General features: G+C 34.5%; 15 protein-coding genes and 1 tRNA gene. 12 read left to right on the top strand and 4 right to left on the bottom strand.

The annotated features are described in order from the left end of the window. The first annotated feature begins 5 nt into the window (after positions 1 to 5). From BK054_RS12965 to BK054_RS12915, 11 genes are all read left to right on the top strand, one after another. Positions 6 to 1,202: an alanine dehydrogenase gene (locus tag BK054_RS12965; RefSeq protein WP_006265181.1), complete on the top strand. Its 1,197-nt coding sequence runs from the start codon at positions 6 to 8 to the stop codon at positions 1,200 to 1,202. 63 nt (positions 1,203 to 1,265) lie between these two features. Then, positions 1,266 to 1,640: a DUF4258 domain-containing protein gene (locus BK054_RS12960; protein WP_006259055.1), complete on the top strand. Its 375-nt coding sequence runs from the start codon at positions 1,266 to 1,268 to the stop codon at positions 1,638 to 1,640. Between the two features lie 60 nt (positions 1,641 to 1,700). Beyond that, positions 1,701 to 1,775 (top strand) — tRNA-Val (locus BK054_RS12955). Positions 1,776 to 2,272: 497 nt separating this feature from the next. Then, a complete protein-coding gene (locus BK054_RS12950; RefSeq protein ID WP_071307354.1) occupies positions 2,273 to 2,680 on the top strand; it encodes a DUF4377 domain-containing protein in 408 nt (135 codons plus the stop codon). 153 nt (positions 2,681 to 2,833) lie between these two features. Beyond that, a complete protein-coding gene (gene recG, locus BK054_RS12945; RefSeq protein WP_071307353.1) occupies positions 2,834 to 4,936 on the top strand; it encodes an ATP-dependent DNA helicase RecG in 2,103 nt (700 codons plus the stop codon). Between the two features lie 14 nt (positions 4,937 to 4,950). Then, positions 4,951 to 5,529 carry a non-canonical purine NTP diphosphatase gene (locus tag BK054_RS12940; RefSeq protein WP_006259058.1) on the top strand — a complete coding sequence of 193 codons (579 nt, stop codon included), beginning with the start codon at positions 4,951 to 4,953 and terminating at the stop codon, positions 5,527 to 5,529. 502 nt (positions 5,530 to 6,031) lie between these two features. Continuing rightward, entirely contained in the window at positions 6,032 to 7,915 is a 1,884-nt protein-coding gene (locus tag BK054_RS12935; protein ID WP_071307352.1) for a DEAD/DEAH box helicase, read from the top strand. Positions 7,916 to 7,985: 70 nt separating this feature from the next. Continuing rightward, positions 7,986 to 8,741, top strand: a complete 756-nt coding sequence (locus BK054_RS12930) for a carboxypeptidase-like regulatory domain-containing protein (protein WP_006259061.1) — start codon at positions 7,986 to 7,988, stop codon at positions 8,739 to 8,741. 114 nt (positions 8,742 to 8,855) lie between these two features. Next, complete coding sequence (locus BK054_RS12925) at positions 8,856 to 10,106, top strand: dihydroorotase (RefSeq protein ID WP_006265178.1); 1,251 nt, start codon at positions 8,856 to 8,858, stop codon at positions 10,104 to 10,106. A 17-nt stretch (positions 10,107 to 10,123) separates the two neighbouring features. Beyond that, a complete protein-coding gene (locus BK054_RS12920; RefSeq protein ID WP_006265177.1) occupies positions 10,124 to 10,468 on the top strand; it encodes a hypothetical protein in 345 nt (114 codons plus the stop codon). Between the two features lie 2 nt (positions 10,469 to 10,470). Next, positions 10,471 to 11,124, top strand: a complete 654-nt coding sequence (locus BK054_RS12915; protein ID WP_006259064.1) for an alpha/beta hydrolase — start codon at positions 10,471 to 10,473, stop codon at positions 11,122 to 11,124. A gap of 63 nt (positions 11,125 to 11,187) precedes the next feature. On the opposite strand, the gene BK054_RS12910 is transcribed toward BK054_RS12915, so the two are convergent. The 3 genes from BK054_RS12910 to BK054_RS12900 are packed head-to-tail and all read right to left on the bottom strand — an operon-like array spanning position 11,188 to position 13,052. Further along, complete coding sequence (locus BK054_RS12910; RefSeq protein WP_006259065.1) at positions 11,188 to 11,730, bottom strand: hypothetical protein; 543 nt, start codon at positions 11,728 to 11,730, stop codon at positions 11,188 to 11,190. Between the two features lie 27 nt (positions 11,731 to 11,757). Beyond that, positions 11,758 to 12,252: a hypothetical protein gene (locus BK054_RS12905; protein WP_006261055.1), complete on the bottom strand. Its 495-nt coding sequence runs from the start codon at positions 12,250 to 12,252 to the stop codon at positions 11,758 to 11,760. 14 nt (positions 12,253 to 12,266) lie between these two features. Beyond that, complete coding sequence (locus tag BK054_RS12900; RefSeq protein WP_006265176.1) at positions 12,267 to 13,052, bottom strand: MBL fold metallo-hydrolase; 786 nt, start codon at positions 13,050 to 13,052, stop codon at positions 12,267 to 12,269. Between the two features lie 62 nt (positions 13,053 to 13,114). On the opposite strand from BK054_RS12900, the gene BK054_RS12895 reads away from it, so the two are divergent. Continuing rightward, a complete protein-coding gene (locus BK054_RS12895) occupies positions 13,115 to 14,563 on the top strand; it encodes a hypothetical protein (RefSeq protein ID WP_006261053.1) in 1,449 nt (482 codons plus the stop codon). A 159-nt stretch (positions 14,564 to 14,722) separates the two neighbouring features. Here BK054_RS12895 and BK054_RS12890 read toward each other — a convergent pair whose 3' ends face one another. Then, positions 14,723 to 15,988: an acetyl-CoA hydrolase/transferase family protein gene (locus BK054_RS12890; RefSeq protein WP_006265175.1), complete on the bottom strand. Its 1,266-nt coding sequence runs from the start codon at positions 15,986 to 15,988 to the stop codon at positions 14,723 to 14,725. Positions 15,989 to 16,038: the final 50 nt, after the last annotated feature.

The raw sequence follows: 16,038 nt of genomic DNA, 5'->3' as shown, positions 1-16,038 counted from the left end.
ACAGAATGGCAACCTTAACTCCTTTTTCAATGAAAGACTTAATTCCGCAAGAGGAATGTCTGATGGTAGAGCGCAAGAAAAGTGAACTTTTTATAGGAGTTCCTAAAGAAAATACCCTGATAGAGAAAAGAATCTGTATCACTCCAGAAGCAGTACAGACTTTAAGCACCTATGGGCATCGTGTGCTTATTGAAAAAGGAGCAGGAGAAGCCGCTAACTATTCTGATTTAGATTATAGCAAAGCAGGAGCCGAACTTACTAGTGATACAAAGAAAATTTTTAGTTGTCCTGTCATTGTTAAAGTTGCTCCACCTACTCTAGAAGAAGTAAAACTAATGGCACCATACACAGTTGTATGGTCTACTATCCAATTAAAAACACTAACTAGACAATATTTCGAAACGATATCTAAGAAAAAAATATCTGCTATTGGTTTTGATTTTATTCATGACGAGAACGGCACCTACCCTGCTGTTAGTGCATTAAGTGAAATCGCAGGGACTGCGTCTATCCTAATTGCATCAGAACTAATGACCACAACCAATAATGGTAAAGGATTATTATTTGGGAATATTGCAGGAGTTGTTCCTACAGAAGTAGTCATATTAGGAGCTGGTCTAGTAGCCGAAAACGCAGCGAGAACCGCTTTAGGTATGGGAGCTAACGTAAAAGTCTTTGACAACTCTATTCAAAAGTTGCGCAGACTTCAAAATAATTTATCACAGCGTATCTCTACTTCTACGATCCAAGAAAAAATATTACACAAAGCTCTAATGAGATGTGATGTTGCTATCGGTGCAATACGAGGTAAGAATCGAGCACCTATAGTAGTAAGTGAGTCTATGGTAGATAATATGAAAAATGGTGCTGTAATTATAGATGTATCTATTGATACAGGAGGGTGTTTCGAAACATCCGAATTAACTACCCATGATCACCCTACCATCATAAAAGGCGGTGTGATACACTATGGAGTACCAAATATCACTTCTAGATATAGTAGAACAGCATCCATGGCCCTTAGCAATATTATCACACCTTTATTATTAGAATACACAGATTGTGGTGATTTAGACGGTACTGTTAACTGTGAAAGCGTCATTAAATCTGGCATATATAGTTATAAAGGATTAGTTACCAATCGAAATGTTGCGGAATGGTTTAACCTTGATTATAAAGACATTCACCTTTTCGCCTTTTAAATATTTTATAAATCTTTAGTTTTACTGTATTGAATTGCTACTTTTGTGTAAATTTTTTAAGAAATGAAGTTTACACAGCGTTTAGCATACTATTTATTTGGGTTACTTATAGGAGGAATGTTCTTATTTTATTTCTTCGGTGAGAAGAAAACAGAATTTTGTTATTTACCTAATTGTAGGGTTTTAAAAGATTTGAGAAGTAAACCAGTTACTTATTCAAAGACAGTAGAAGCTAAGTTTAAAGAAGGTTGGGTATCTAACGATGACATCCGTAAATCTCTACAATATGGAGATGTGAACTTTTCAGAAAGTAATATTGACTTTGAGAAAGGTAAACTTTATGTCATTATAGGCAGAAATGAACAAAATGAAAATATATTAATCAAAGTCATAAACTATACAGATAAGATTGTACTTTACGATATTGAAAAAATGTAAAATATTTCACATTAGGCATTGCATTATTTAAAAACATCTTTATATTTGCAATCCTATTTCGGGCGATTAGCTCAGTTGGTTCAGAGCACCTCGTTTACACCGAGGGGGTCGGGGGTTCGAATCCCTCATCGCCCACTTTATAAGCTTCACTTTTAGTGAGGCTTTTTTTATACCATCTCCTACTCTTTATATTACATTCCAAGATTCATCTTTCTAAACTAAGTACGCAGAAAATCTATTTCTCCACAGCGTCTATTCATAAACCAAGAGTCGTTTTGTTCTGACCTTCTAGGGGATTGCTTGAGGGTTTCTTGCACCTTTCTTCGACAAAAAGGCTCTCTAGGCAAGAAAACCTCAAGGAATCTCCAAGGAATCCGCAAGGAACTGCAAGCTAAGCGCTCTTCTTTTATTCATAAGTGGCAAAAGCAAAACTCATACATTCATTTAAAAATTTTAACTCCTGTTGCTACTTTAATCTACTCGCACATATTTATATTGCTCTAATACAGTTCCATCACACAATAATGTTTAGAATCTTTTAATCGAACTATCGTTAAAACTTAATTATTCTGAGTACTTTACTTCAAAAAAAATATTTTTTGTACATTTGATATAAATAAAAAGCATTTATCATGAAAAAGATTTTATTATTAGCTGCTGTTGTAGGTTTATCATTTACCTCTTGCAAAAAAGATGGAGAATCAGGAACTACAGCTCCTGCAGTAGAGCCAACAGAACAAACTACAACTCCTACTGAGTCTACCGAAGCAACACCTAAAGAAGAATTAGGTAACGTAACTTATACGATCGCTTCTAAACTAGTAGATTGTACAGGTGTAGCACCAATGAAATGTATGCAGTACAAAGAAGAAGGTTCTGACGAATGGTTAAATATGTATGGAGGAATCGAAGGATTTAACTATGAAGAAGGATATGAATATGTAATCGAAGTAAAACGTGAAAAAATAGAAAACCCACCAGCTGATGCATCTTCTATCAAATACATTCTAGTAAAAGAAATTTCTAAAAATAAAAAATAATATCTAGCGAGCTTAGGCTCGCTTTTTTATTCTTTTAACCTAAGTACAATCTTAGCTTCCGCTAAAATCTATAGCAATTCCCCTTAAATATTTACTCTTAATTGTCCGAAGGGCTTCTAATTCGTATCTTAGCCGTGTATTTATTTGAATAATATGTCTAAGAATCTACTTGATACACCTATAGAATACCTTAAAGGAGTTGGTCCACAGCGCGCTGACTTATTTAAACGCGAACTAGGTATATTCACCTATAGAGATTTACTACACCTATACCCAAACAGATATATCGACAGAACACAGTATTATAAAATAAATGAACTTTATAATAACAATAGTGAAGTTCAGATAGTCGGTAAAATTATCCATATCAAAACTGTAGAACAAAAACGAGGAAAACGCCTTGTCGCAACCTTTACAGATGGTACAGGACAAATAGAATTAGTTTGGTTTCAAGGATACAAATGGATACAAGAAAATTTAAAACTAAATACTCCTTATGTGGCATTTGGAAAGCTTAATAGCTTTAACAATACCTTCTCTATGCCGCACCCTGAACTAGATTTATTAGAAGAACATCAGAAAAACATTGCTAACGCAATGCAAGCTGTCTATCCTTCTACTGAAAAATTCGGAGCAAGAATATCTAATAAGTCTATCATCAAGATGATGATGCAACTTGTCAAAGAGACACATCCTCTCTTTATGGATACCTTATCTGATGAATTCAAGAGAAAACTCAACTTGATTTCGATGCAAGAAGCCTTAATTAATATTCACTTTCCTAAGAATATGGATATGTTGAATAAGGCTCAGTTTAGATTAAAGTTTGAAGAATTATTCTATGTTCAATTACAGTTATTGATTAAAAACATAGCACGAAAAGACAAAATTAAAGGATACCCTTTTGAGAAAGTAGGCGATTACTTTAATACTTTTTATAGCGAACACCTCCCCTTCCCTCTTACTGGAGCTCAAAAACGAGTTTTGAAAGAAATCAGGAATGATTTAGGTGCTCCAGCACAAATGAATCGTCTCTTACAAGGAGATGTGGGATCTGGAAAAACAATAGTTGCTTTTATGAGTTGTCTTCTAGCATTAGACAACGGATTCCAAGCGTGTATCGTAGCTCCTACAGAAATTTTAGCAACCCAACATTATGTCGGGATTAAAGAACTAGGAGAACCTTTAGGGCTAAAGATAAAATTACTTACAGGATCTACTAAAACGGCTGAGAGACGTGTATTGCACGAAGAATTAGCTTCTGGAGAGCTACATATACTTATCGGTACACACGCCTTATTTGAAGATAAAGTTATCTTTAAAAATCTAGGTTTAGCTATCATTGATGAACAACACCGATTCGGAGTAGAACAGCGATCTAAACTATGGCATAAAAATGAATTACCTCCCCACGTGTTGGTCATGACTGCTACACCGATACCTCGTACATTAGCTATGAGTTTATATGGAGACTTAGATATTTCTGTTATTGATGAACTTCCACCAGGGCGTAAACCAATACAAACTAATCATTACTTCGAAGGTAAACGCTTAGCTGTATGGCACTTCTTAAAAACAGAAATTGCCAAAGGAAGGCAAGTTTATATCGTCTATCCCTTAATAGATGAAAGCGAAACATTAGACTATAAAAACCTAATGGAAGGATATGAAGCCATATCACGAGACTTCCCTTTACCAGAATACAGTGTCAGCATTGTTCATGGACAGATGACTCCTGCAGAAAAGGATAGAGAGATGGACAGATTCATTAAAGGAGAGACAAATATTATGGTAGCCACTACTGTGATTGAGGTTGGAGTGAATGTGCCTAATGCATCCGTTATGATTATCGAAAGTGCAGAGCGCTTTGGATTATCACAACTACATCAGCTTAGAGGACGTGTAGGTCGTGGAGCAGAACAGAGTTATTGTATCCTAATGACAGGAGATAAGCTAAGTAATGACTCTAAGATCAGAATGGAAACGATGTGTCGTACTAATGATGGTTTCGAAATCTCAGAAGTAGATTTAAAATTGCGTGGCCCAGGTGATATTATGGGAACTCAACAGAGTGGTACCCTTCCTTTAAAAATAGCTGATATTGTCAAGGATCAAGAGATTATGCTTTATGCAAGACATCATGCTGTACAGCTGTTAAAAGAAGACCCTACACTAGAAGAACCTGAAAACCAAAGAATCAAAAATAAATTAAACATTCTAAATAGTAAAACCACTATCTGGAACTATATAAGCTAAAACACACAACACTTATGAAATTAGTTTTCGCATCAAACAACAAAAACAAGATTAAAGAAATTAGAAATCAATTACCTGATACAATTGAAATCTTAAGTTTAGAAGATATTGGATGTAATATCGACATTCCTGAGACAGCTGATACTATAGAAGGCAACGCTAAACTAAAAGCTGATTTTGTCAAAAGACATTATGGATATGACTGTTTTGCTGATGATTCAGGATTAGAAGTAGATGCTTTAAACGGTGCACCAGGAGTATACTCAGCTCGTTATGCAGGAGAACAAAAAAATGACAATGACAATATAGATAAATTGCTTGAGGTACTTCAAAAAGAAGATAACAGAAAAGCTAACTTTAAAACAGTAATTTGCCTAAACCTACATACAGAAACGTATTACTTTACTGGTATTATAGATGGTCAGCTATTAAGAGAGAGACAAGGTACAGAAGGATTCGGTTATGATCCAATCTTCGTAGCAGATGGAATGAACCAATCTTTTGCTGAAATCGATATCAATGCAAAAAACGGTATTAGCCATAGAGGAAAAGCAGTTCGTCAGTTAGTTGACTTTTTATTAAAAAAATCATAGCAGCAGGAGAATAAAATTTATCTAAATATGCTCTTTATGGTTTATACACCATTTCAGAGCATATTTTTAGTTACTCCCCTATCCTTCATTAGAATCTTTGATATTTCTCTTATTTCTCAAAACATAAATACTTACTTTTCTTATCTACTACTCCCCACTTTTTTGCATATCTTGAACTTTTCGGCATACTTTTCGCTATGTCTGAATGACTTATTAAGAATAAAGTGAATTAAATACCATAAAACTAGACTGAGGCTGTCTCGGTATATGTTAAATAAAAGAAAGATATATAAAGTGTATAAAAAGTACTTATCATTACACAACACACATGATATAGACACTTTTAAGCAAAATAAAAATTATATAAAGGAAGATATATCATTACATTATCTTTAAAAAAAACGCTCAAAACAAGCGTTTAAATTATTTTCGAATAATAAACCTGCAATAACTACAATTATAATTTGAATAGTAGTATATTTGCGGCTATTTTAATATTTATATGAACAATTTCGAACAATTAGGATTAAATGAATCTCTTTTATCTGCGATCAAGGATATGGGATTTGAAAATCCATCAGAGATCCAGCAAAAGGCGATTCCATTACTATTAGAGAAAGATACCGACATTGTTGCGTTAGCCCAAACGGGGACTGGGAAAACCGCAGCTTTTGGTTTTCCTTTGATTCAGAAGATAGACGTTTCTAATAAGAATACACAAGGTCTTATCTTATCGCCGACTAGAGAGTTATGTTTGCAAATCGCAAACGAAATCAAACAGTACTCGAAGTATGTAAAAGGACTTCATTCAGTAGCTGTTTATGGAGGGGCTAGCATTACAGAACAGGCTAAAGACGTAAAACGTGGAGCACAAATTATCGTCGCTACTCCTGGTAGAATGCAAGACATGATTAACCGTGGTATGGTTAACATTAAAAACATTAATTACTGTATCCTAGATGAAGCAGATGAAATGCTTAACATGGGATTCTATGAGGATATCACGTCTATTTTAGCGGATACTCCAAAAGAAAAAAACACATGGTTATTCTCTGCTACTATGCCGCAAGAGGTTGCGCGCATCGCAAGAGAATTCATGAAAACTCCAGAAGAAATTACTGTAGGTCATAAAAACCAAGGTAACACTAATGTAAGTCATGAATTTTATTTAGTATCTGCTAGAGATCGCTACCCAGCGCTTAAACGTTTAGCAGATGCCAATCCAGATATTTTCTCTGTAGTGTTCTGTAGAACGAAGAGAGATACGCAATCTATTGCTGAAAAACTTATCGAGGATGGATACAACGCTGCTGCATTACACGGAGACTTATCTCAAGCTCAACGTGACGCAGTAATGAAATCATTCCGTGGTAAACAGATACAAATGCTTGTAGCTACTGACGTTGCTGCTCGTGGTATCGACGTAGATGACATTACTCACGTAGTAAACTACCAATTACCTGACGAAATCGAAACGTATACTCACCGTAGTGGACGTACAGGACGTGCTGGTAAATCTGGTACTTCTATGGTTATCGTAACGAAAAGTGAATTAAGAAAAATTCAACAAATCGAAAGAATCATCAAAACTAAATTTGAAGAGAAACCAGTTCCATCTGGAATTGAGATTTGTGAAATTCAATTATTCCACTTAGCCAATAGAATTAAAGAAGTAGAAGTTAACACAGAGATTGAATCTTATTTACCTGCAATTACTGAGTTATTAAAAGACTTCGACAAAGAAGAAATCATTAAAAAAGTAGTTTCTGTTGAGTTTAATAGATTCTTAGAATACTACCAAAAAGCTTCTAACAGCTTATCTAGTGTATCTGCTGGAAGAAACAATTCTAAAGAAGTTCCTACAGATGGAGCAGTACGTTTCTTCGTTAACTTAGGTGCTAAAGATAACCTAGACTGGATGACGTTAAAAGATTTCTTACGTGATACTTTAGAGTTAGGTCGTGATGACTTATTCAAAGTTGATGTAAAAGATGGTTTCTCATTCTTCAATACTGAAGCTGAACACGCTGAAAAAGTAATGGAAACATTAAACGGTCTTGAATACCAAGGACGCCGTGTGAATGTTGAAATCTCTAACAATGATGGTGGTAGAAACGGTGGACGCCGTGACCATAACAACCGTAAAGGAGGATTCAGAGGTGGAGAAAGAAGATCTGAAGGTGGATTTAGAGGTGGTGAAAGAAGATCATCTAATAGATCATCTGAAGGAGGATTCAGAGGCGGAGAGAGAAGATCGGATAGATCATCATCTGAAGGACGTGGAGAAAGAAGATCAGACAGATCATCAGAAAGAGCTCCTCGTAACGAACGCGGATCTAGAAGAAGTAGCGAAGGAGATTCATCTAGAAGAACTAGAAGAAACTAATTTGTTAATTTTTTTAAAATAGCATACAAAACTGTAAAATATCTTTTACTTTTAGGCAATCTTAAAAAGTATGAGAAATTTTACAGTTTTTTTATTTATAATACTTTCTGTTTTAACTGTAGCGGCTCAAGATCGCACTAGTGTTAAAGGAACTATTTTAAATGACAAATCATTTTTGCCAGTAGATGATGTGAATGTCATCAATATTAGCCAAGTCAAAGGTACAATCAGTAAGAGAGATGGTTCTTTCACAGTAGAAGCCAATCTTAATGATTCTATACACCTATCCTACCCTGGCTATATCCCTATTAAACTTAAAGTAACCAACGATTGGTTAAACAACGAGAATCTAAAGATTTACTTTACAGAAAACACAATAGAACTAGACGAAATTCTTATTAAGAAATTTGACTTAACTGGGTACTTAGAAGTGGATACCAAACTAATTGAATTAAACGAAAAAATGCAGTTTGACTTCTATAGACAAAATAAAACTCCTTATTATGGTACGGCTATGGGTACTTTCTTTAGCCCTGTTGATGCTGTGTACAACCTATTTAAAGGAAAAGATAAAAAACTTAAGAAAATCGAAGCTATTAAAGAAGATCAGAACATGATTGCTTTAATGCAGACCAGATATGACAGAGAGATTGTTTGTGGCTTATTAGAAATCACAAGAGAGGATATCGTAAAGTCTCTTCAAAACTGTAATTACACTGATAAATTTATCTATACCGCTACAGACTTCCAGATTTATCAAGCATTAAATGATTGCTATGATAATTCTAAGCTATTAGCTTCAAAAAAGAAAAATGCATCCAATTAAGGGATGTATTTTTTTTGCTCTTTTTTCACGAATTGTAAATATGATAAAATAGAAATAAAACCTATTTTTGTACAAATAACAACACATCACTAATTAAAAAATACTTCACAGAAAATGAATATCATTTTAAAAGCTGCAAAAGTAATCGATCCTACTAGCCCATTTCACAACCAGACAGTTGACATTCAAGTCGAGAATGGCCTTATTACTAAAATCGCTAATCAAATAGAAAATGACCAATTCGAACAAATCAAGTATGATAACCTACACGTTTCTCAAGGTTGGTTTGACAGTTCTGTTTGTTTAGGAGAGCCAGGATTTGAAGAAAGAGAGAATATCGCTCACGGTTTAGAAGTAGCTGCTAAAAGTGGATTTACACAGATCGCAGTTGAACCTAACACATACCCTATCACTGATTCACAAAGTATAGTAAGTTTTATTAAACAAAAAGCTTTTGGACAGACCACAGAGGTATTTCCTATTGGAGCACTTACTGTAAAATCAGAAGGAACAGACCTGGCAGAGTTATTTGACATGAAAAATGCAGGAGCTATTGCTTTTGGTGATTACAAAAAACCTATTCAAAACGCCAATATACTAAAAATTGCTCTGCAATATGTGCAAGACTTTGACGGGCTAATTATCGCCTTTTCACAAGATAATAGCATCAAAGGTAAAGGAGTAGCTAATGAAGGCGTAGAAAGCACTAAACTAGGCTTAAAAGGAATCCCTACACTGGCAGAAGAGTTACAAATAGCACGTAATCTATTTTTATTAGAATATACTGGAGGAAAAGTACACTTCCCAACAATATCAACTGCAAAATCTGTAGAGTTAATCAAAGAAGCAAAACAAAAAGGATTAAACGTTACCTGTAGTACTGCTGTTCATTTATTAACGATGACAGATGAAAAACTAGCAGACTTCGATACTCGTTTTAAAGTATATCCTCCACTAAGAGACGAAGCTACTAGACAAGCTTTAATCAATGGAGTACTAGACGGAACTATCGACTGTATCACTTCAGAGCACAACCCGCTAGACATTGAACACAAAAAACTAGAATTCAACAGTGCTTCTAATGGAACTATTGGTTTAGAATCAGCATTTGCTGCACTGAATACAGTACTACCTTTAGAAGTTATAGTAGATAAATTGACTAGTGCTAGAACTATCTTTAAAATAGACACACCATCTATCAAAGAAGGTAATAAAGTAAATATCACTTTATTTAATCCTACAAAAGAATACAGTTTTACAAAAGAAAACATCTTGTCAAAATCTAAAAACTCTGCTTTCTTAAACCATCCAATGAATGGTGAAGTATACGGAGTAGTACACGGAGACAAAAAGACTCTAAAATAAATTAATCAATATACATAATGCTGAAGACTTTTAACGAAAAGGAGATCAAAACAGGTAAGACCATGGCCATCGTGTCACATATAACTATTATAGGTTGTCTTATTGCTATTTTTATGAACCTAGAACCTAAGAATAGATTTGCTGGTTTTTATATCAAACAATCTTTTGGAATTTGGTTATTCTTTTATGCACTTGCTTATACAGCAGGTCGTTTTGATTCTTGGATGATTTCAGGGCCTTTTTACTTCTGTTTCTTCCTACTTTGGGTTTATAGTTTTGCAGGAGCAATAAACAGTGAAATTAAGCCATTACCAAAAATTGGCGTATATTTCCAAAAATGGTTTGACAAATTATCAGCTTAATTATGGATACATCACTTTCAATTTCATACTTAATTCAAGAGCCTAAAGTAATAAAGGACAAAAACCCAGTAATTATCTTATTACATGGATATGGTAGCAATGAAGAAGACTTATTCTCTTTCGCTCCTGAATTACCAGATGACTACTATGTAATATCTGCACGCGCACCATACACAGTACCTCCTTACGGATATGCTTGGTACGCTATTACCTTTGATGCAGATGCTAACAAATTCTCAGATGACAACCAAGCGATTGAATCAAGAGATTTAATTGTGCGTTTTATTGACGAGCTTGTAGCAAAATACCCTATCGATGCAAACAATGTTAACTTAGTCGGGTTTAGCCAAGGAGCTATACTTAGCTATGCTATCGCTTTATCTTATCCTGAAAAGGTAAATAAAGTAGTTGCTTTAAGTGGTTACTTCAATGAAAATATCATTGCAAAAAACTATAAAGAAAACAACTTAAGTAAATTGAGGTTATTTGCCTCTCATGGAACAGTTGACCAGGTTATACCTATTGATTGGGCAAGAAGAACACCTACGATTCTTACAAGTTTAGCTGTCAAGCACACTTATAAAGAATACCCTGTAGGACATGGAGTACATCCACTAAACTTCAGAGATTTCAAAGAATTCCTTTTAGAAGAGTAATAAAAAAAGTAAGGCTAGTGTTATACACTAGCCTTACTTTTTTATACATAACTTGATTATGTTTTATTCTTCATGAACATCTTCCTCTACTGGTTGGTCAGAGTTAATGATTTTTAATTCTATAGTCTTTGCCGCTGTAAAGGCAGTCTCTCCTTTGTGCTTTAAAACCATCCCTTCATTAGATAATTCCCAACCATCGTTGATATAAGCACTCTTATCTTTAGTAAGTTCTAGAACAATCCCCTTTTTATGATTTGGTAAGAATATTTCTGCTTTCTTCTTATCCTTAGCATAAGTAACAAAACAGCTAACGCTATTATCCTCTAAAGCATTATCCTCTGTTGTATCCTCTTCTAACCCTATTGGATTAAGTCTAAACCCTATCTCGAATATACGAATACAGTTATTCTCTAACTCACTCCAACGATATCCAGCAGAATAAGCACACCCCAATACTTCATCATCTTCATCCAGCGTTACGATCTCAGTACTTCCGTCTGTTATGACCATTCCTTTTTCATTATCATCTTTATTATCTTTCAAGATGAAATCACAGGACGTCATGGTAAGCAACAATATAACAAACAAACTTATTGACTTTTTCATACTACTCTATTTTTATATTAGACGACACTACTTAGTAGCATACATAACAGTATCTATGGTCTTAAACTCAGTAGGTTTACCCTCTGTGTAAAAATACTTAATTAAAACTTCTCCATGAACAGCTCCTGCATAAAAATCTGCAATTATCCATCTATGATTTAGAACTTTAACTTTATTAATCACACATTTCTCTCCATTAATCACTCCATAAGGAACTAATGGATTACCATTATCTTGATGGTTTAAAGCTAATACCTCTTCTTTTATAGAAGTTAGAGATTGATCTATTGTTTTGTAATTAAAATACTCCTGTGCATCTTCATTGTATTCGATAGAAAAATAATTTGCCTCATTAAAATCCTTAGTAACTTCTTTTAATGAATCTCGAACAATATCAATGCGTTTATGAGCTATTTCTATCTTCTTCCCCTCCATCTTATACATATTCTTATTATTGGCATATAGAAGAACAAGAATTACAAGTGAAAAAAGGAATAGGTAAAAGAAAGCTTTATGTTTCATAATGTGATAATAAATTATATAGTGATTTTTAAATTGTCGTACGCCAAATATACATCTTTTGGAAGTATATTTTCTACATCTTTATGAAAACCTAAGTCTTGTGCTATATGAGTTAAATAAGCTTTCTCTGGTTTTATTCTATCAATAAAAGCAAGCGACTCCTCTAAACTAAAATGAGTAGGGTGATCCTTAATACGCAAAGCATTTACAATTAAAACCTTACATCCTTTTATCTTTTCGACCTCTTCGTCTGTGATGTACTTAGCATCTGTGATATAGACTAAATCTCCCAATCTATACCCCAATATAGGCAAAGGTCCATGCATCACATCAATAGGAATAATAGTCTTCTCCCCTATCGTAATGGTATCTTGTGAAGTAATGCTATGCTCTTCTACACTAGGAGCCCCAGGATATCTATCTTCTTTGGTAAAAATATAATCATATCTTCTCTCCAAGGCTTTTATTACTCTATCTTGAGCATAGATTGGCAACGGGCCATGCAAAAAGGTTAATGGTCTTATTTCGTCTAATCCTGCGATGTGATCAGCATGTTCGTGAGTAAAGAATATTGCATCTAATTTACTACACCCAGCAGTCAACATTTGTTGTCTAAAATCAGGTCCACAGTCAATCAAAATAGTGTGTTCATCCCACTTAACTAATACAGATGTTCTCAACCTTTTATCCCTTGAATCTATACTGTGAGCTACTGGATGATCTATACCTATTATCGGAATACCCTGTGAAGTACCCGTACCTAAAAAATATACTTCCAAAATGACATAAATTTTCCACAAAAGTACGGTTTATCTTTTTTTGTTGTACGATATTTGTTAGGTTTGTTTAAAATAGCTAATTCATGAAAAACTTTGCTGAAGATTTAGTACTAAATGGGGATAGAGTAATAGAACATCACCCTGCCATTTCAGATAAAGCACTAAAAATCAACCTTAACAACGACATTTACGGAACATTTGCAGAAATCGGTGCAGGACAAGAGACAGTCCGTCACTTCTTTAGAGCTGGTGGTTCTTCTAGAACAGTAGCCAAAGCGATGTCCGCTTATGATAAAGTATTTAGTGACGCTATCTATTCTGTAGAAGAAGATGGACGTTATGTTACAGAAAGTCGCCTAATCAAAATGCTTGATTATGAGACAAGAAAAATTGAAGAAAGATTAATACGCGAAGAGAATCCTAACAAGACTTTCTTTAGTTATGCCAATACAGTAGCAACAATTGACTACGCTAAGAAAAACAAAGGGCATGGATGGGTAGGTATTATGTTTCAGACAGCTTCTAACCAAGCGTATAACAAGATAGTACTACACATACAGTTCAAAGAGACAGATTCTAAACTACAACAAGAGACTTTAGGTATCTTAGGTGTGAATCTGATTTATGGTGCATTCTACCAACACCATGACGCTAAAAAGCTAATTCACAGTCTTTATGATCACTTAGATAAAGACCAAATCGAAATCGATAGTATTAACTTCTCTGGTCCTATCTTTGAGACAGTAGACAATCGATTAATGAGCTTACAGTTAGTTAAAAACGGAATGACTGACGCTGTAATGTTCAGCCCTAGTGGACGTAGTGAACTAGCAGCTAACATTTTGTACAAACAAAACATATTAGCACTTAGAGGTAGCTTTAGACCTGTTACTATCGTTAATATGGATATGTATCAGAAGTCTTTAGATAAATTCATGACACAAAACAACTTAGATAAAGAAAACACTAAAGTTGTTTTTGAAATTACCTTGTCTAACCTTTTAGCAGAAGGTTCATTAGACGAAATAGACTTCTTAGATAGAGCAGACTTATTATGTTCTCTTGGACAAACTGTAATGATCTCTAATTTCCAAGAATATTATAAACTTACAGAATACTTCTCTAAATATACTGATCAGAAGATTGCATTAGCAATGGGAGTTAGTAGCTTATTAAATATTTTTGAAGAGAAATACTACACTCATCTAACAGGAGGTATATTAGAAGGTTTAGGAAAGCTATTTAGAAACACAATGAAGATCTACCTATACCCTATGATAGGTAACGAAGAACAAATAGTAGACTCTACTAATCTAAAAGTAGACTTACATATTAAAGAGTTGTATAAATTCTTCAAAAAGAACAACCAAATCATCGATATTGAAGATTATGAAAAAGATCATTTATCTATCTTCTCAAGAGATGTTCTGAAGTTGCTACAACAAAATCAAAATGGATGGGAAGAAAAATTACCAGAAGGTATTTCTAAAATCATCCAAGAAAAAGAATTATTCGGATATAAAAGAAAATAAATATAAAAAAGCCATTACACTCGTAATGGCTTTTTCATTCCTATTTATTCTCACAAATCAAATAATTGTTAACTATAGGAAATACCCTTAATAGCGATAACGCTCTAGGTCAGAAAACCAATTATGACGCTGGTTTTCTTTTGTAATCAATTATAAAAACTATTTGATACTGTCGTGATAAATTTTGAGAATTTCTTCTCTAAAATCAGGGTGAGCAATCTCCACCATTGCATCTACACGTTGTTTCAACGTTTTACCATATAAGTCTGCTACTCCATATTCTGTAACGATATACTGGGCATGGGCACGAGTAGTCACCACTCCTGCTCCTTGTTTTAAGAAAGGTACGATACGATTATGCCCTTTATTACTAGTAGATGACAAGGCTATAATTGCCTTTCCACCTTTACTCAAAGAAGCTCCTCTCACAAAATCCATCTGTCCTCCTACTCCAGAATACATATGTACCCCTAGAGAATCAGCACAAATCTGCCCTGTCACATCTACTTCTAATGCAGAGTTAATCGCTACTACTTTTGGGTTCTGACGAATAATAGCCGTATCGTTTACATAACTAGACTCCTTCATTACGATAAACGGGTTGTTATCCACAAATTTATATAAACGTTCTGATCCTATTAAGAAAGTAGCTAGAGCTCTTCCTTTCGCTATTGTTTTCTTAGAACAGTCAATTACACCACTCTCTATTAAATCAATTACACCATCAGAAAACATCTCTGTGTGCAGTCCTAAATTCTTGTGATTAGTAAGTCTAGATAGTACTGCATTAGGAATAGAACCTATCCCCATCTGTAATGTACTCTCATCTTCTATCAGAGCAGCTACATGATCTCCTATTAGCGCTTCTGTATCTGTAATAACGGCTTGTTTCTGTGCATAGATAGCAGTATGATGCTCTACCGCCATATCTATCTTAGATATATGTAATACACTATCTCCGAAAGTACGTGGCATATATTTATTCACCTGAGCGATTACCACCTTTGCGCACTCCATAGCAGCAACAGTAGCTTCTACTGATGTACCCAATGAACAAAAACCGTGTTCGTCTGGTGGTGATACCTGTATAAGAACTACATCTACTTTTAAAGCTCCTTTGCGAAACAGATTAGGCACTTCGCTAAGAAAAACAGGAGTATAAGAACCATTACCAGCGGCAATAGTATGACGAACGTTCTTACCAATAAAGAAAGAGTTCACATGAAAACTCTCTGACAAGGCAGGATCAGCATAAGGAGCTGCTCCTTCTGTATGAATATGACAGAACTCTACATTGCGCAGTTCTTCCGCTCTATCACTAATTGCTTTGGTTAATATATTAGGAGTTGCAGCAGCGGCATGTACATAAATTCGGTCTCCTGATTTTACGACTTTAGCGGCTTCTGAAGCTGATACATATTTCATATTAAAAATGCTTGAAAATAATTAAACATCTAAGGTGTTTCTTCTATTTA

It is taken from the genome of Myroides sp. ZB35 (assembly GCF_001865835.1).
Classification (GTDB): domain Bacteria; phylum Bacteroidota; class Bacteroidia; order Flavobacteriales; family Flavobacteriaceae; genus Flavobacterium; species Flavobacterium odoratimimum.
This window is presented reverse-complemented; position numbering and strand designations above follow the sequence as displayed.